The sequence below is a fragment of the Ciceribacter sichuanensis genome (assembly GCF_024055605.1).
GTDB lineage: Bacteria > Pseudomonadota > Alphaproteobacteria > Rhizobiales > Rhizobiaceae > Allorhizobium > Allorhizobium sichuanense.
The window spans coordinates 189,593-207,500 of the sequence record NZ_JAMXLX010000008.1; the positions used below are offsets into that span (position 1 = coordinate 189,593).

A 17,908-nucleotide genomic window follows, 5' to 3' on the forward strand; every position below is an offset into this window, starting at 1 on the left:
GATATGAACCGGCGACGCCCCACCGCACTGCGCGCGCTCTAAACTCCTAGCCTTACTCCATCTTTCGAAGGCGACAGGTTGATCCGCGGAGCATATTCGAGGCTGAACTGAATTGGACTTTCATAGCCTGCATCGAATGCTGTGGGCGTGCCACTGCTTCAACGTAAAAAGATTTGTCATCCCCGTACCACCTGGCTCAATTACTTCATCAACCACTCATGATCCGCATCGGCCTGGAAGCGCCATGCACGGCGCGGCCCTGCCATCACGTTGAGATAATACATCTCGTATCCGTAGGGCGCCCCACAGGGATGATGACCACGAGGAACAAGCACGACATCGTGGTTTTTCACTGCCATCGTCTCATCAAGAGACCCGTCTTCCGTGTACACCCGCTGGACGCCGAAGCCCTGGGGTGGATTGAGGCGATGATAATAGGTCTCCTCAAGATAAGTGATGCGAGGAAAATCGTCCTCGTCGTGTCTGTGGCTGGGATAGGACGACCAATGACCTGTGGGCGTGAATACTTCCGTCACCAGCAGGCTGTCGCAGTAGTCCTCGGCCTCCATGGCGATGTTGTTGATATAGCGTGCATTCGAACATTCGCCGCGCTGGGTAAGGCTAATACCATCAGGGCCGATGCGGCGGGCGGCACGGCCGCCCCTTCCTGGTGCCAGGCACACAGCGGTCGTGCAGTCGGTCGTCGCTTTCGCCTCCCACTGCGTTCCGTTCGGAACGTAAAGGCAATGAGGCGGCGTCTTCTCGAACACGTCCATGCGATCGCCAAGCTTGCCCCAGTCCTTATCCGCAGCGGTAAAGATCGCTTTTCCCTCCACCATCACCAGGATCGCTTCCATCGCTCCGGTGGACTCGGTGGCGCTCTCCCCGGCCCGCAGACGGTAGAGCGAGAAGCCGACATAGCGCCATCCTGCCCCGGCCGGCGTGATCTCATGGATCTTCCCATGGTCACCGAAAGGCTTGCGAATGAGATTTGCCATGGACTACCCTTTCCCTGTCGTCAGTTCATCAGACGCTGGAGCGCACGATTGGTGTTGTAGCGGGCACGGGCCTTTTCGAGGCGCTCCGGCCCACCCACCTGCGGCACCGCAACGTCCCACCAGTACCCGCCCGCGCCCGTGCCGCTCACGGCCTCGGTGTCGATCACGATGACGGTCGGTTTGGTGCGCCCCCGTGCCGCGACGATGCGCGCTTCGAGATCGGCAATGCCTAATGCCTTTTCGGCGTGGGCGCCCATCGATGCGGCGTGTGCGACGAAATCGATCTCCGGCTGCTCCTCGATATTCGAGTCCTTGTACATATTGTTGAATTCGGCGCCGCCACATTCCTGTTGCAGCCGGTTGATGCACCCGTAGCCGCGGTTGTCGGTCAGCACGACCGTGAAGGGCACGCGCATCATGACGGCGGTGACGAGTTCGGAATTAGCCATCATATAACTGCCGTCGCCGACGAAGCAGATAACCTCCTTGGACGAGTCGGCCAAGCGGATCCCCATCGCGCCCGCCACTTCATAGCCCATGCAGCTATAGCCGTATTCCATATGGTAGCCATTGCGGGCGGATTGCCATAGAACCTGGAGCGCACCGGGCATTGTGCCGGCGGCACACATCGCCACCGTGTCGTCCGTTGCCATGCGTTGCACCGCGCCGATGACCTGCGCATCGCTTGGCAGCATGTCCCCCTGCTCGTCCGCAGGGGCAGCGGTTACGGATTTCACCGTTTCCAACCAAGTGGCCCGGCTGCCTTTGTCAGGGGCGGGCGCGCGATAATCGCCAAGCCCGCTAGAAATGCGTTCGAGCGTCAGCTTGGCGTCACCGACCACACCGATAGCGCCATGTTTGACGGCATCGTAGCCATGCAGATTGATGCTGAGGAGACGGCAACTGTCGTTGCCGAACAGCGTCCACGACCCCGTGGTGAAATCCTGGAAGCGCGTGCCGACGCCGATGACCAGATCGGCCTTGCCGCACAGCCGGTTGGCGCAATCCGAACCAGTGACGCCGGGAGAGCCGAAGTTCAGGTCGTCGCTCGCCGGGTTGGCGCCCTTGCCGGCCTGCGTTTCCACGAAGGCGATGTCATGTCTGCGTGCGAAGTCGGCGAGCACCTGTTCGGCGCCGGAATAGAGCACACCGCCGCCGGATACAATCACGGGCGCCTTCGCCGCGCGGATCATGCGGATCGCATCTTCGACCTCGCTTGCGTCGGCTTCCGGGCGGCGGATGCGCCAAATCCGGGGTTCAAAAAAGGCGACCGGCCAGTCCCAGGCCTCGGACTGAACGTCCTGGCAGAAGGCCAGCGTCACCGGGCCGCAATTGGCCGGATCGGTCATCACGCGCAAGGCGCGTGGAAGAGCCGTCAGAAGATGTTCCGGCCGCATGATCCGGTCGAAGTACCGGCTGACGGGACGGAAGCAGTCATTGGCGCTGACTGTGCCGTCGTCGAAATCCTCGATCTGCTGAAGCACGGGATCGGGACGGCGGTTTGCGAAAATGTCGCCGGGGATAAGCAGCACCGGCAGGCGGTTGACATGCGCCAAAGCAGCCGCCGTCACCATATTGGTCGCGCCCGGACCGATTGAAGAGGTGACGGCCATGGCTTTCCGGCGGCGCTTCTGCTTGGCATAGGCTATCGCAGCATGCGCCATCGTTTGTTCGTTCTGGCCGCGCCAGGTCGGCAGCTTTTCGCCGATACCGTGCAGGGCCTCTCCCATGCCTGCGACATTACCATGGCCGAAGATAGCCCAGACACCCTCGATGAACCGCTCCCCGTCCTCGTTCATCTGAACCGAAAGCCAGCGGACCATGGCCTGCGCTGCCGTCAGGCGAGTAGTTTGTCTCGTCATGTTCAAAACTCCTCTTCGGCGCTGCGACTTTTGCGTTGTCCGGTTCCTACCGCTTCTCGCGCCTCATCCCATATGTCGCAAAGACGTCGATAGCGCCTCTCCATAGCGATCACCGCCGCGTCGTCATCGATCTTGCCAACGAACCAATTGCGTGCAACCTCGCCAAAAATCGTCCTGCCAACTGCAAATCCCTTGACGAGATCATAACCCGCCGCCACTCGGAAACTCTCAGCGAGCACGTCTTCCGGTGCGTCGAGACCCAACACGACGATGCCGCGCACGTGGGGGTCGTGATCGTGAATGGCCTGGCAGGTTTGGCTCCACGCTTCATGCGTGGCCATCGGCTCCAGTTTCCACCAGTCGGGATAAATGCCGATCTCATAGAACCGTCTGATCAAGGCTGCGGTAGTCGTGTCATCCACCGGACCGACCTTCGACGGGATGATTTCCAGCAGGAATTCGAGTCGACTGCGCCTAGCTGCATGGAACAGCCGCGTGACGACAGCCTCCTGCTTCTCACGCATTTCCAACGTGTCGGTCGGGTGGCAGAAGCAAAGGACCTTAACGACGTTTTCAAGCGGCCATTCCGCGAGCGCGCCATAGTCGGGACCAAGTTCCGGTTCCAGCACCAGTGGGCGGGATGCCGGCCACTCCACCGGGCGTCCGATCCACAACCTCGAACCAGATGCCGCGTGCAGAGCATTACGCCCGAGGCGGTTGTCGCATAGAATACCGTAGCCGGGTTGGCCATCCTGCACCTTCAACGCAGCCTTTAGGCAAAGTTCCTTGAATTCACCTATCCGTTCAGGCGTAGCACCTTCGATGGCTTCCAGTTGAATGCGGTGATCGAAGGCGAACACCCGCATGACCGGCCAATCGCCTCGCCGGTTGGTGGACCAATGCAACTGCTCCAGAACCTTGTCATGACGCAGGGCCTTTTCGACCACGCCACGATTGAGGAAGAAGTTCAATTCCTCCAGCGAGGGATAGGCGGGGGTGCAGCCGTGGCGACTGACGGCGAAAGCGCCGCAAGCGTTGGCATATTCGAGGGCCTTCGGCCATTGTTCGTCGTCGAGCCAGCCCTTCAACAGGCCGGCCATGAAGCCGTCACCGGCGCCCAGAACGTTGAACACTTCAATAGGGAATCCCCGACCGCTAATCGCCTCGTCCAGGGAGTCCGGAACGGGACCGGCAATGGCAACTGCACCTGCCGCACCGCGCTTGCAGATCAGGACGGCAGGCGTCCTTTCGCGAACGACCCGCAAGGCTTCGATCGTGTCAGCCGAGCCACCGGCAATGTGGAATTCCTCTTCCGTTCCGACGATTAGGTCGAACAACGGCAGGTGGCTCTGCAATTTGGCGGTGACGGCCGCACTTTCAATATAGCGGCTCTCACCGTCTCCGTGACCGGCCAAGCCCCAGAGATTGGGACGATAATCGATGTCGAGACCGGTGCGGGCGCCACTCCTGCGGGCTACGGCCAACGCCTTCAGCATGGCAGCCTCCGTTCGGGGATGGCTTAGATGCGTACCCGTCGCGACTACGGCGCGGGCTTCGGCGATAAAATCCTCGTCCATGTCGTCTTCCGAAAGCGCCATGTCGGCACAGTTCTCACGGTAGAAGATCAGCGGAAAATGATCCTCGTCGCGGATGCCCAGCAACACCAGCGCCGTCAGCCGCTCCGGATCGGTCACCACGCCACGGGTATCGACACCTTCGCGCTGGAGTTCCTCGCGAATGAACCGGCCCATATGCTCATTGCCGACACGCGTGATCAGTGCCGATTTGAGCCCGAGGCGCGCAGCACCGGCCGCGATGTTTGTCGGCGAACCTCCGAGATATTTCTGGAAGGACGCCATATCCTCCAGCCGGCCTCCGACCTGTGCTCCGTAGAGGTCAACCGAGGAACGTCCGATTGTGATAAGATCGAGAGACTTTTTCATTTCGTTCTCCGTAAACGCCGTAGCGCGGTCGACGGTCTAAGCAGGACACAGCTTCCCCACCGGGCGACAGGGTCACGCCGTTGATCTTGCGTTGGCATTGGCCTGAGATGCGCTGCAGGCGGCTCCTGACTTATTTCGGCCAGTATTTTTCGATGTAGCGATTCATCTCCGCCAGCATGAACTTGCCGGAGTGATCCGCCTTATCTTCCCAAGCAAAAACACAGGCGGTCATGATGCCGTCAAAACCGATTTCCCCCAGCGTCCCGAAGAAGTCATCCCAGGGAACCTCGCCTTGGCCGATGTTGAGGTGCTGATGCACACGAGCCTGCGTACCGGGCGGGTTGAGGATGTATCGCAGTCCCGAGCTTGCCTTGTGATTGAACGTATCGCCTACATGGACGTGGGCGAGAACGTCTTTTGCTTCGCGCAGCATGGCCTTGGTGTCATCACCGAAGTAGAAGGTATGCGGCGCGCAGTAGAGGAACTTGACGTTCTTCGAATTGACGGTGCGGATGATGTCGAGCGCTGGCTGCAGTGTCTCGCACCAGTCTTCCGGATGGGGCTCGATGTTGAGCTGGATGTTTTCCCTTTCGAAGACCGGAACGAGCTCTTCCATGGATCTCCACCAGGCGTCCTCGCAGGCCTCGATCATCGAGCCGGTATGGCAGCAGTAGCAGCCGCCTTTGTCGGGGTGCGGACCGCGGCCAAATTCGGAATTCATTGTATCGATTTCCATTTCGACGGCGATTTCGATGGCGCGCTTCCAGTGTTTTACCGCCGCCTGTCGTTCGCTCTCGTCGTTAGAAGCCCAACGATACATTGGCAGTAGCGAGGCGATTTTCACATTCTCCGCCGCCAGCGCTTTCTTGAATTCTTTCATCCGCTGCGGGAAGACGCGGGGCGCCTTGAACCATTCGAGAAAATCGGCGCGCGGGCTCATCTCGATCCAGTTATAGCCAAGCTCGCGTACCTTGCGCGGCAGCTCCTCAAGGCTGAGGTGACGGTGCATGAACGGGTCTATTGCGATGCGCATTTCTGCCTCCGGGCGGAGTTGTGTTGACATTGTGTTGGACGGCACTGTTTGGGGCTGCGGGCCAGGGAGGGATGGCCCGCAGCAAGGTCCGCTTACTTCACATAAGCGGCCATGATCGGAGGTCGCGAGACATGTCGAGGTCAGCAACGAGCTTCTTCATAAGGCTGGTCTTCAGGCTTTCTTGACGCGCTTCTTCTGGCGATAAACGTCCGCGACGACAGCCGCCACGATGATCAGGCCCTTCAGCATTTCCTGGTAGTAGGCATCAAGCCGGAGAAAGGTGAAGCCGGAAATGATGACGCCGAAGATGACCATGCCGATACACGTCCCGAGAACGGAGCCGCGTCCGCCTGACAGCGACACGCCGCCGATGACAGCCATGGCGATGGCATCCAGCTCATACATCTGGCCCATGCCAGCCTGGGCTGTGAGGCCGCGCGCGGCAACCACAATCCCGGCCAGAGCGGAAAGCAGTCCGGCCACGGCATATATCTTCACAGTGTGACGCTCGACATCGATCCCGGTCACGCGTGCCGCATGGGCATTGGCACCGATTGCGTAAGTGAACTTTCCGTATCGGGTGTAACGCAACACGACATGCATGATCACGGCGACGACGAGGAAGATCAGAACCGGCGTCATGCCTTTGCCCAACGCTGCGAAGCTGTCGGTCGGAAAGCTGATCGGCTGCCCCTTCGTGTACCATTTGGCAAAGCCGCGGGCCGTCACCATCATGCCGAGGGTGGCGATAAACGGCGGAATGCGCGTATAGGCAATCAGGGCTCCGTTGATGGCCCCACAGATCAATCCGACGATCAATCCGATCGCGACAGGGACAATAACCGGAAGGTCTGTCAGGCCGGGATACAGTGCCCGCTCGAAAGTGCCGATTTGTGCAAAGCTCATGGCAATCATGGCCGTCGCGCCGACGATCGATCCCGAACTGAGGTCGATGCCGCCGGAAATAATGACCTGGGTGACACCGATCGCAATGATGCCGATCACCGACACCTGCAGAATCATGATCGACAGGCGTTGGGGATTGAGCAAAAACGATTGTCCCTGCAGGATCCAGCCGAGGATCTCGAAGGTCAGAGAGATGCCGATGAGAACCAGCAGGATATTCAGCTCGGACGGCAACTTGCGTTTCGTCGTTGCTACGGCCGCAGCTTGTTGCGAAATCGTATTCATATGTTCTCCTCCTCTTCGGCGCCGCGTCAGCGCGCCGCGAGATCCATGATTTTGACCTGGTCAGCATCCGCGCGGTCGAGAAACCCGGAAACGCGCCCCTCATGCATGACCATGATCCGGTCGCTCATACCGAGAACTTCCGGAAGCTCCGACGAAATCATCAGGACAGCGACGCCTTCGGCCGCGAGGCCCGTAATCAGCCGGTGAATTTCCGATTTGGCGCCAACATCGATCCCGCGCGTCGGTTCATCCAGGATAAGAATGCGTGGCTTTGTCAGTAGCCAGCGTGCGATCAGCAGCTTCTGCTGGTTCCCGCCCGACAGATTTTCAACGATCTCGTGGAGATTCGGTGTCTTGACCCTAAGCTTCGCAGCCATATCCGCGGCCAGCCTGGTCAACGTCTTCTGATCGACGAAGCCTGCTTTGACATGCGATCGCGTGATCAGCGCGGATTGAATATTCTCCAGGCAATCAAGAGCGAGAAAGCACCCGGTCTCCTTGCGATCCTCTGTGAGGAATGCCATGCCATGCGCCATCGCCTCGTTCGGGCTACTGATTGTGACCGCCTTGTTATCGATGAGGATCTGGCCGCTTGCGGCAGGATTCACGCCAAAAAGGGCTTCGGCGACATTCGAGCGCTTTGAGCCGACCAGGCCGGCGAGACCCAATATTTCACCGCGCCTCAACGAAAACGAAATGTCGTGGAAGACACCCGGAATCGTGAGTTTGTTTACCTCTAGAATGACATCGCCGATCGGGCAGTCGATCTTTGGAAACATATTGGTGATTTCGCGCCCGACCATCATACGAATGATGTCGTCGCGGGTCACATCCTTCGATGCATGTGTGCCGATATACTTGCCGTCGCGGAAGACTGTGAACTCGTCGGCGATCTCGAATAGTTCGTTCATCTTGTGAGTGATGTAGATGATGCCGATACCGTGGGCCCTCAGGTCGCGAATGATGGCAAAGAGATGCTCCACCTCGCGCTCGGTCAGTGCAGAGGTCGGCTCGTCCATGATGAGGATACGCGATTCATAACTGACGGCGCGCGCGATCTCGACCATCTGCTTCTGTGCTACCGTCAGCTCGGAAACCTGGGTGCCGGGATCGAGTGAGAGATTGAGACGCGAGAAGAGCTCGCGGGTCATCTCGGCCATCTTTCCGTGATCGATCAGGCCAAAGCGATTGCGCGGCTCGCGCCGTATCCAGATATTTTCGGCAATCGTCATCCAGTTCATCAACTGGAGTTCCTGATGGATCATGGCGATGCCCTGCTCGAGAGCGTCGAGCGGCGATTTCAGGGTCACCGGCTCTCCACGCAGCCGGATTTCTCCTGCATCGGGTTGGTAAATGCCGGCGATAATCTTCATGAGAGTGGATTTGCCGGCGCCGTTCTCACCCATCAATGCATGCACACTTCCCGGGCGGACGCGAAGCTGGACGTTATCAAGCGCAAGAACACCGGGAAACTCTTTGCGGATTCCCTCAAGCGCGAGGAGTCCGTCGATCTCTATCTTCTCCAGTACCTGCTTGATTGCTGACGCCGTGGCCGGACTAGCCATTTACATCCTCCTCCCAAAAATCTGCGAAGGGGTGCTCGACCCCTTCGCCGTTCTTGCAACCTCAGTTCTTTTGCTGGAAGTCCTTGAGATTGGCGGGTGTAACGAGTTCGAAGGGCACATAGACCTTCTTTTCCACGCTATCGCCCTTGGCCAGCTTCAGCGCGGCATCGACCGCGCCCTTGCCTTGACCTGCGGCATTCTGGAAGACCGTCACGTCCAGGTCTCCGGCTGCCATGGCCGCGAGCGCGTCCTGCGTGGCATCGATCCCGCCGACGATCACCTGATCCATTGGAACGTTTGCGGCCTTGAGCGCCTGGATGGCGCCAATCGCCATTTCGTCGTTGTTCGCAAGAACAGCATCGAATTTGATGCCAGCCGACAGCCAGTTGGTGACGAGGTCAGCGCCCTGCGTGCGAGACCAATTACCAACCTGTTCTTCCGCAATGGACATGAAGCGGCAATCGGGCGTGGTGATCACGTCCTTGATAGCCTGCGTGCGCATGCGGGAGGCCTGGTTGGAAAGTTCGCCGAGAAGAACGACGATCTTGGCCTCCGTCTTGCCGGCGGCTTTCAGCAGGCGGCAGGCTTCCTGCGTTTCAAGAGTGCCGGCATCAATTTCCTTGGAGGCAACGAATGCCTGCTTGTCAGGAAGCTGATCCACATTGGCCGGCTCGCGATTGACGTAGACGAGCGGGATACCCGCAGCGGCAGCAGCTTGCGTCATGGCGGCCGTCGCATCGGTGTCAACCGGATTCACGATGATCGCATCGACGCCGGAGGCGACGAAGTTCTGGATCTGGTTGAGCTGCTTGCCGACGTCGTTTTGCGCATCCTCGATCTGAAGATTCACATCCTTCAGTTCCTTGGAATAGTCGATCATACCGTTGCGCAGGACCGTCAGAAAGTTGTCGTCGAACAAGGCCATTGACACGCCGATATTTTCAGCCTGTGCTGTGCCAGCCATTAGGCCCGCCAACATTGCGGCCATAACCAATTTGGATTTCATGCTGCTCTCCTCCCTACTTAAGAGCTCCCTTTGAGGGAGGGTACGACCATCGCACCCTCTACCCAATTACCGATAGTCGACCCAGACCCCACCGAGGTCGGCCGAACGAACGCAATTCTCCACCCAGCGAACGCCTTCGACGCCTGCCTCGATACCCGGATAACGAAGGCCTGAAAGGCGCTCCCCATCGTTTTCGTTGCGCGCTTCCATGGCGATGGCAAAGCGGTCGTAAAGGTTTGCCCAGGCCTCGAAGAGACCCTCCGGATGGCCCGCACCGATACGATCGTCGGCAAGCGCCTTTGCATGCAGGTAACCCATACCGCGCTCCAAAATTCGCACCGGCTCGCCCTGAACCTCGAAGCGAAGCTGGTTCGGTTGCTCGTCCCACCACTCGATTGAAGCTTTCGATCCGACGACGCGCACCTTTTGACCATGCATGGAACCCGCATTGACGGCGCTCGACCAGACGGTGCCAAAGGCGCCGTTGTCGTATTCCATGAGGGTCATCGCGTTATCTTCGAGCGGCGCACGCGTCTTAACGAAGCTCTGGCGGGCGCAAAGAAGCCGCTGGATATGGAGCTCCGGTAGAATGACCTCGGAGATATAAAGCGGATGTGTACCGATATCGCCGAGGACATAACTTGGGCCGGCAAATTTGGGATCGACGCGCCAGCGGGTCGCCGGATTTTGAAGCTCGACCGCCTCGTTGTGAAAGCCATGCGCAAATTGCAGGTTTACCAGGCGTATTTCACCCAATTCGCCAGCTGCAACTAGCTCGCGGGCGTGTTCGATCACTTGATGGCCGCTGTATCCGTAGGTCACACCGACAATACGGCCACGCTCTGCGGCAACACGCTGAAGATCCTCGGCCTCGGCCACCGAGAAGCACAGCGGCTTTTCGCACACCACATGCAGCCCGCTTTCCAGCGCAGCCTTGGTGATCTCGTAATGGGTATTGTTAGGTGTTGCTATCGATACTGCCTCGATCCCATCTGGACGCTTTGCCTCTTCTGCGAAAAGCGCACGCCAATCTGCATAGCACCGCGAAGGCTCCAGCCCCAGCTCAACACCGAAGACGCGGCCGCGCTCGGCATCAAGGTCGAAGGCGCCGGCGACAAGATCGAAGTAGCGGTCACGAAGCGCGGCACTGCGATGAATATAGCCGATCTGGCTTCCCCGGCCACCGCCCACCATAGCCCAGCGCAGGGGTCGTTTCGTCTGACGAGTTCCGTAAATCATGAGGTTACTCCCGGATTATCAGAAGCCAGCCGACTTGAGATAGTCGCGGCTCAGTTTCACATCGGCCAGGCTCCCGCCGGCGTTGCGCGGATCACGTTCCTGCTCCACGGTGATGAAGCCTTCATAGCCAAGCTCGTCGAGAAGTGCGCGGATTGCGGGATAATCGATACAGCCCTTGCCGATCGGGCACATGACGCCCTGCCCGCAGGCTTCAAAGAAGCGGATGTGCTCGCCCATCACGCGATCGAAGACGGCCTTGTCGATGTCCTTGAAGTGGATGTAGTCGAGCCGGTTGGCGTATTTACGTAGCGTTTCGACAGGGTCCATACCTGCATACCAGGTATGGCCAGTGTCGAGGCAGAAGCCGGCGACCTCCCGGGGGATGTCAGCAGCGAGACGGGCAATCTCGTCCTCGAACTCGATGTAGCCCCCGGCATGCGGGTGTACGGTGGCGCGAACGCCATATTTCTCGCGGGCGAGATCGGATATCGCCCTGATATTGTCCATCATCCCGGCCCAGGCCGCGTCGTCTAGTCTGGGCGCTCTGTCGGAATGGCCAGCTGCGTAGTCGCGTTCGTCGTGCCCCCAATCCATGACAGTCAGATAAGGCGCTGAAAATCGCTGGCCCAAAGATGTCGGGGGCTTCGGCAGTCGGGCAATCAGAGCGCAAATCTCGTCCGTCTGGCGCAGCAGGCTATCGCGGTTTTCCTGAGCGACAAGATTATTGAAGATCGTTCCGGCCACGATATAGAGCCCTCGGCTCGTCAGAGCCTGAGACACCAAATCGATGTCCAGCGGTACATAGCCGTAGGGGCCAAGCTCCATTCCACCATATCCGGCCGCTTTGATTTCGTCGAAAACGAGCTCCCACGGGGGGAGGTTCGGATTGCGCACGTCGTCAACGCCCCAGCAGCAAGGTGCCGTGGTAACGGTAATACTCATAATGTTCTGGTCCTTCCCTGGCGTCGCTCACTTGGTGGGCGACCCTCCTTGGCCCAGAGATTTAACTGGAGGTATCTGATTTACAAAGTTGGATTTTGATGGGATTCAATCAGAATGCGCGGCGGAGAGGCAAATGATTGCACGAAAGATAAGCATTACGGACGTTGCAAAGGCAGCCGGGGTATCGGCCGCGACGGTGGATCGAGTTCTCAACAACCGGGGCGGCGTGCGTACCGACAAAGAAGACCGCGTGCTGGCTGCGGCACGTGCTCTCGGTATTGACCGGGCTTTAGACCGCACGCCCTCTCGCGCGCTACGCGTCGCGGTCCTTATCCAACCACCTGTCAACCCGTTTCACGCGGCGTTGCGCGAAGGTATCGATCTTGCGTCGCGAATGTACACAACGCTGAACGTGCAATTCTTCGTCAATCACATCGACCCGCGAAAGCCTGCGGCAATCGCCGCCGCCGTCCGCGATTGTCGCTCCTATGACGGCCTCGTCATCACCAGCCCTGACGATATTCGAGTTAGGGAAGCCGTAGCAATCCTATCGCGCAAGGTCCCGGTGGTTACTCTGGCGACCGACCTCGCCGATTGCGGGCGTGCCGCCTATGTCGGGCCGGACGACAGGCAGGCTGGTCGGGTGGCCGGTGACCTGATGGGACTTTTCCTCGGACGGGAAGGCGGTCGCGTCGTCGTGGTTGCAGGCTCACGCGATATCACCGGCCATCGCGAACGGGAAGCCGGCTTTCGAGCCATCATGACCGAACGCTACCCGGAATGCAGTCTTGCTGCGGTTCTGGAGACTGGAGAAAATCAGGAGGAGGCAGGACGTGTCGTAGAGATTGCTTTTCGGGATGACCCGGGATTGCGAGGCATCTATCATCTGTCGGCAGGCGCAATGCCGATTGTAAGCACTCTCCAGCGCCTTGCGAGGATCGACGACACTGTGGTCATCACCCATGAACTCACGCCTAACCGACGGATGTTGCTAAAGTCCCGAAAGATCAACGCGGTTATTGACCAACGACCACTTCTGGAAGCCCGATTGGCGGTTGAGACCATCGCAAAACTCCTAGGGCGGCTACCGGGAGAAGCAGTCTCCATTGCAACGGATATTCAGATCTTTCTAGCCGAAAATGCGTAGCGGATGGACTGAAGGCTGGAGCGACCTTCGTGATGGGCGCGGCGTCAGACCCACCGCCCGTGAGCGCTCTTGATGAGAATCGAACCTTTACTGGGCAAGTCGTGGGAGCACTGACTTCCTCAGGATTTGATCTGCGGGCCGTTGCATTCCCCACTTCAACTCCACCTCGGTGGTGCGCCGATATGGGCCTTGAGTGCTTCCGTAAACGCCCTGACCTTGGCGGACGGCACCTGGAGGGCACGCAGGAGATAGATGCCTGACGATCGCTCGTTCCATCGCTCGCCGCGGAGCTTCAGCCGGATGAGATTACCTGCCTGCGTGAAGGGCCCCGAAACCCAGCTCGGCAGAAACGCCACACCCATGCCTGCGATCGCGGCGCTGTTTAACGCTTCAAAATCATCGGACCGGAAAGCCACCTGCTTGCAGGCCTCGCCGGCTGGGCTGCCGAGAATGTCAGACCATCCGAGCAGATCATTGCCATGGAGCTTGTCGAGAAGGCGATGATGGCGGAGCGCAGTCTCGTCTTCCGGCTCGCCGAATTGGTCGACATAGCCAGGGCTTGCAACGAGGATGCGATCAAGCGGAGCAAGTTTCGTGGCAATCAGAGAGCTGTCCGCAAGCTCCCCCATCCTCACCACGAGGTCGAGCCGTTCGGCCACGGGATCAGCCAGCCGCTCGGTAAGATCCAGCTCGACATGCAGGCCCAGGTGTTCCTGCGCTAGCGATGCGAGAACAGGAATGACATAGCGTTTCCCGAAGGTTGGGAAACAAGCGATGCGGAGCGTGCCGCTGACCGCACTATCGAAGGCGGAAACTTCGGCATGGGTATCGGCCAGGTCATCGAGCAGGCGCTGGGCGCGCTCAAACAGGTGACGGCCAGCGTCCGTCAATGACAACGCCCGTGTCGAGCGAACAAGGAGGGATACGCCCAGGTCCTGTTCGAACGCATCGATCTGTCGAACCACAGCCGAAGGCGTGACAGCCCTCCGCCGAGAGGCAGCTGAGAAGCTCCCTGTGCGGACAACGTCGACGTAAACAGAGAGATGTTCAGCGAACCGTGGGGCTCTCATCTTTGCCTACAGCGCAAAACCGTTTCGACCATTCAGTTCGTTATCATCTGCGGGCATCAGGAGCACTTTCCTTCTCGTCAACGGGCGGTCGCCCAACAAACAGAAGGAACACTCCAATGGTCAAGGTCCTAGATTAAATTCTCTCCCAGTCCGCCTATTCCGCAGAGATCGACGTTCCGCTCGAAAAGATCGACATTGCCGACTGGCTCTTCACCCTGCCGGAGGCCGAATACCTACGCTGCTGCCCGCCTGATCACATTGCAGCCGGCGTCACATGGACCGACGACGGTCGTCGCATGTCGATCAATGTTGAGCAGATCGGCTCGGGCCTCGTCGTGCAGCATTGTCCGACATCAGCACCCATGAGACAGAACTGGCTTAATTGGGAAGAGAGGATTTTCGGCTCGTCGTAGCTCTGTTAAAGGAAGCGAAGATGAGACAAAAATCCGGGCCGCAGACGTCGGCGGCCGAGAAGACGATCAAGGATATCCGCCGCGCCACGCGCAAGCACCATTCAGCCGAGGACAAAATCCGGGTCGTCTTGAAAGGCCTGCGTGGCGAAGACAGCATCGCCGCGATCTGCCGCCGCGAGGGGATCGCCGAGAGCCTGTATTATAGCTGGTCGAAGGAATTCCTCGAAGCTGGCAAGAAACGGCTTGCAGGCGACACTGCTCGTTCGGCAACGAGTGACGAGGTGAAAGCCCTGCGCAAGGAGAGCCGCGAACTGAAGGAAGCGCTGGCCGACCTCACCCTGGAGAACCGCCTGCTCAAAAAAAGCATGATCGGGCATGGGGGCGACGACGAATGAGATATTCCGCCACCGAAAAGCTTGAGATCATCCGGTTGGTAGAGCAGTCACATCTGTCGGTCCGGCAAACCCTCGAAAGGCTCGGCATTCCCAGGCCAACATTTTACAGATGGTATGACCGGTTCCAGACCCACGGTGTCGAGGGACTGGAAGACCGGACGTCCGCGCCATCACGGGTTTGGAACCGCATTCCAGACGATATCAGGGGCAGGATCATCGAAATGGCACTGGATCACGCCGATCTGTCCCCGCGCGAGCTGGCGGTGAAATTCACCGACATGGAAAGCTATTTCGTATCAGAGGCTTCGGTCTATCGCCTGCTCAAAGCTCATGACCTGATCACGTCGCTAGCCTATATCGTCATCAAGGCCAATGACGAGTTCAAGGACAAGACCACGCGGCCGAACGAGATGTGGCAAACCGACTTCACCTACCTGAAGGTCATCGGCTGGGGATGGTTCTACCTGTCGACCATTCTCGATGACTTCTCGCGATACATCATCGCCTGGAAGCTGTGCACCAGCATGAAGGTAGACGATGTCACAGCCACGCTCGACTTGGCGCTGGCCGCCTCTGGCTGCGACAAGGTCAAGGTCGAGCACCGGCCGCGCCTGCTGTCCGACAACGGCCCGTGTTACGTTGCTTCCGATCTGGGCGAATGGCTGGAGACATACAGGATCAACCAGGTTCATGGCGCTCCCGGCCATCCGCAAACGCAGGGCAAAATCGAACGCTGGCATCAGACGTTGAAGAACCGCATCCTGCTGGAAAACTACTTCTTCAAAGAAGACCTCGAAGCCCAGATCGCAGTCTTCATCGAGCACTACAACCATCGCCGATACCACGAGAGCCTCGACAATCTCACCCCGGCCGACGTCTACTTCGGGCGCGGCCAGACCATCCTGCTCGAACGCGAAAGGATCAAACGAGACACGATCAAACAGCGCCGCTTGAACCACCAGGCAAAAGCAGCTTAAATCAATCCGCAAACCGAGCCGGAAACTCCATTCTTCCAGAGCCCCAAAAGTCTCAAATCATTCGACGACGGACAATCTTCGGAGTTCGTCCGCAAACGTTCTGCCGGAGAGTTCAAATCACTTGCCGACAAGACAAAATTCCTGCGTCGCTGCGAGGCCGTGCTGGCCGAGCGGGAACAGGAATGGATGTCGTTACAAGTTTCGGTGGTTGCGGGGGCAGGATTTGAACCTGCGGCCTTCAGGTTATGAGCCTGACGAGCTACCGGGCTGCTCCACCCCGCGCCATTTAGGTAAGCCGCTTTTCGGCTTATCCGGTGTGCAAAACCCTTTTGGTTTTGTCACGGTGTGTAAACTGCGACGCAGTTTGCACGACTTCCGGAGCAGATTGCCGAAGGCTGTCTGCTCCTGTAAGGGACGCCCGGTTATAGATCCGGTGCGTTGAAGTTTCATACTGTATATAGGCCTTAAAGCCAAAAGGCCGCGTTGTATGCGGCCTCGTTATGGGCTTGAGGCCCTTTGTGCGTCGAGAAGATTTTGTTTTGTTGCGTTTTGCAGACCTGGCAGCGACCTACTCTCCCGCGTCTTGAGACGAAGTACCATCGGCGCAGGGGCGTTTCACGGCCGTGTTCGGAATGGGAACGGGTGCAGCCGCCCCGCAATAACCACCAGGTCAGCGAAGCGCAACAATCTGAGAAGCTGGCGAGGCGTTATGCCTCTTTTGTCTTTTATGAACACATCTTTGTTTTCAGCATCATCAAGGCCCCTGCGGGCCCTTGATGAGCATGGTCAATGAGAACGATCAAGCCAATCGAGCTATTAGTAACGGTAAGCTTCATGCATTACTGCACTTCCACACCCGTCCTATCAACGTGGTCGTCTTCCACGGCTCTGATAGGGAACACTCGTTTTCAGGTGGGTTTCCCGCTTAGATGCCTTCAGCGGTTATCCCTTCCATATATAGCTACCCTGCTATGCCGTTGGCACGACAACAGGTCCACCAGAGATATGTCCATCCCGGTCCTCTCGTACTAGGGACAGATCCTGTCAATATTCCTACACCCACGGCAGATAGGGACCGAACTGTCTCACGACGTTCTGAACCCAGCTCACGTACCGCTTTAATTGGCGAACAGCCAAACCCTTGGGACCTGCTCCAGCCCCAGGATGCGATGAGCCGACATCGAGGTGCCAAACAACCCCGTCGATATGGACTCTTGGGGGTCATCAGCCTGTTATCCCCGGCGTACCTTTTATCCGTTGAGCGATGGCCCTTCCACGCGGGACCACCGGATCACTATGACCGACTTTCGTCTCTGCTCGACTTGTCAGTCTCGCAGTCAGGCGGGCTTATGCCATTGCACTCGACGAGCGATTTCCGACCGCTCTGAGCCCACCATCGCGCGCCTCCGTTACTCTTTCGGAGGCGACCGCCCCAGTCAAACTACCCACCATACACTGTCCCGGATCCGGATAACGGACCGCGGTTAGACATCCATGACGATAAGGGTGGTATTTCAAGGATGGCTCCACTCAAACTGGCGTCCAAGCTTCAAAGCCTACCACCTATCCTACACATGCCGACACGAATGCCAGTGTAAAGCTATAGTAAAGGTGCACGGGGTCTTTCCGTCTAACCGCAGGAACCCCGCATCTTCACGGGGAATTCAATTTCACTGAGTCTATGCTGGAGACAGCGGGGAAGTCGTTACGCCATTCGTGCAGGTCGGAACTTACCCGACAAGGAATTTCGCTACCTTAGGACCGTTATAGTTACGGCCGCCGTTTACTGGGGCTTCGATTCAAAGCTTGCACCTCTCCTCTTAACCTTCCAGCACCGGGCAGGCGTCAGACCCTATACGTCGTCTTGCGACTTCGCAGAGCCCTGTGTTTTTGATAAACAGTCGCTACCCCCTGGTCTGTGCCACCCCATCTGACTTGCGTCAAAAGGGGTCACGCTTCTTCCGAAGTTACGCGTGCAATTTGCCGAGTTCCTTCAGCATAGTTCTCTCAAGCGCCTTGGTATACTCTACCTGACCACCTGTGTCGGTTTCGGGTACGGTCTGTACGGTGGAGCTATTTCCTGGAACCGCGTCCCTGCACAGCCAATCCAATAAGACTGTACAAGTT

General features: G+C 58.4%; 12 protein-coding genes, 1 tRNA gene, 2 rRNA genes and 1 pseudogene (1 of these 16 only partly in view). 3 read left to right on the forward strand and 13 right to left on the reverse strand.

Annotated features, from left to right (window positions below; genetic code table 11):
* Positions 1-200: 200 nt before the first annotated feature.
* From iolB to NBH21_RS21490, 9 genes are all read right to left on the reverse strand, one after another.
* The gene (gene iolB / locus NBH21_RS21450) at positions 201-998 is read right to left on the reverse strand and encodes a 5-deoxy-glucuronate isomerase (protein ID WP_250914846.1); all 798 of its coding nucleotides are present in this window, start codon (positions 996-998) and stop codon (positions 201-203) included.
* A 20-nt stretch (positions 999-1,018) separates the two neighbouring features.
* On the reverse strand, positions 1,019-2,860 hold the full coding sequence (gene iolD, locus NBH21_RS21455; RefSeq protein WP_250914845.1) for a 3D-(3,5/4)-trihydroxycyclohexane-1,2-dione acylhydrolase (decyclizing): 1,842 nt from the start codon (positions 2,858-2,860) through the stop codon (positions 1,019-1,021).
* Between the two features lie 2 nt (positions 2,861-2,862).
* Positions 2,863-4,803, reverse strand: coding sequence for a bifunctional 5-dehydro-2-deoxygluconokinase/5-dehydro-2-deoxyphosphogluconate aldolase (locus tag NBH21_RS21460; protein WP_250914844.1), 1,941 nt, complete (start codon positions 4,801-4,803; stop codon positions 2,863-2,865).
* Positions 4,804-4,933: 130 nt separating this feature from the next.
* Positions 4,934-5,836 carry a sugar phosphate isomerase/epimerase family protein gene (locus NBH21_RS21465; protein WP_210058651.1) on the reverse strand — a complete coding sequence of 301 codons (903 nt, stop codon included), beginning with the start codon at positions 5,834-5,836 and terminating at the stop codon, positions 4,934-4,936.
* A 171-nt stretch (positions 5,837-6,007) separates the two neighbouring features.
* Positions 6,008-7,027, reverse strand: a complete 1,020-nt coding sequence (locus tag NBH21_RS21470; RefSeq protein ID WP_210058652.1) for an ABC transporter permease — start codon at positions 7,025-7,027, stop codon at positions 6,008-6,010.
* 26 nt (positions 7,028-7,053) lie between these two features.
* Positions 7,054-8,592, reverse strand: a complete 1,539-nt coding sequence (locus NBH21_RS21475) for a sugar ABC transporter ATP-binding protein (protein WP_250914843.1) — start codon at positions 8,590-8,592, stop codon at positions 7,054-7,056.
* 61 nt (positions 8,593-8,653) lie between these two features.
* Positions 8,654-9,580 (reverse strand): sugar ABC transporter substrate-binding protein, encoded by a 927-nt coding sequence (locus NBH21_RS21480; RefSeq protein ID WP_425340462.1) that lies wholly within the window; start codon positions 9,578-9,580, stop codon positions 8,654-8,656.
* Between the two features lie 84 nt (positions 9,581-9,664).
* Entirely contained in the window at positions 9,665-10,837 is a 1,173-nt protein-coding gene (locus NBH21_RS21485) for a Gfo/Idh/MocA family protein (RefSeq protein WP_250914841.1), read from the reverse strand.
* Positions 10,838-10,855: 18 nt separating this feature from the next.
* A complete protein-coding gene (locus tag NBH21_RS21490) occupies positions 10,856-11,779 on the reverse strand; it encodes a TIM barrel protein (RefSeq protein WP_250914840.1) in 924 nt (307 codons plus the stop codon).
* Positions 11,780-11,912: 133 nt separating this feature from the next.
* Here NBH21_RS21490 and NBH21_RS21495 point away from each other — a divergent pair, with 133 nt between their 5' ends.
* Positions 11,913-12,926, forward strand: coding sequence for a LacI family DNA-binding transcriptional regulator (locus NBH21_RS21495; RefSeq protein WP_250914839.1), 1,014 nt, complete (start codon positions 11,913-11,915; stop codon positions 12,924-12,926).
* Between the two features lie 155 nt (positions 12,927-13,081).
* Here the strand turns inward: NBH21_RS21495 and NBH21_RS21500 are convergent, their stop codons facing one another.
* A complete protein-coding gene (locus NBH21_RS21500; RefSeq protein ID WP_250914838.1) occupies positions 13,082-13,996 on the reverse strand; it encodes a LysR family transcriptional regulator in 915 nt (304 codons plus the stop codon).
* 137 nt (positions 13,997-14,133) lie between these two features.
* On the opposite strand from NBH21_RS21500, the pseudogene NBH21_RS21505 reads away from it, so the two are divergent.
* Together NBH21_RS21505 and NBH21_RS21510 are read left to right on the forward strand one after the other, a co-directional pair.
* Positions 14,134-14,340, forward strand: a pseudogene (locus tag NBH21_RS21505) (hypothetical protein); the annotation flags it as partial.
* A gap of 89 nt (positions 14,341-14,429) precedes the next feature.
* A protein-coding gene (locus NBH21_RS21510) for an IS3 family transposase (protein ID WP_250914837.1) occupies positions 14,430-15,781 on the forward strand; the annotation gives its coding sequence in 2 pieces (ribosomal slippage) (positions 14,430-14,766 and positions 14,766-15,781; 1,353 coding nt in all).
* A gap of 205 nt (positions 15,782-15,986) precedes the next feature.
* On the opposite strand, the gene NBH21_RS21515 is transcribed toward NBH21_RS21510, so the two are convergent.
* From NBH21_RS21515 to NBH21_RS21525, 3 genes are all read right to left on the reverse strand, one after another.
* Positions 15,987-16,063 (reverse strand) — tRNA-Met (locus NBH21_RS21515).
* Between the two features lie 273 nt (positions 16,064-16,336).
* Positions 16,337-16,451: ribosomal RNA gene (gene rrf / locus NBH21_RS21520) — 5S ribosomal RNA — on the reverse strand.
* A gap of 125 nt (positions 16,452-16,576) precedes the next feature.
* A 23S ribosomal RNA gene (locus tag NBH21_RS21525) occupies positions 16,577-17,908 on the reverse strand (it continues 1,466 nt past the right edge of the window).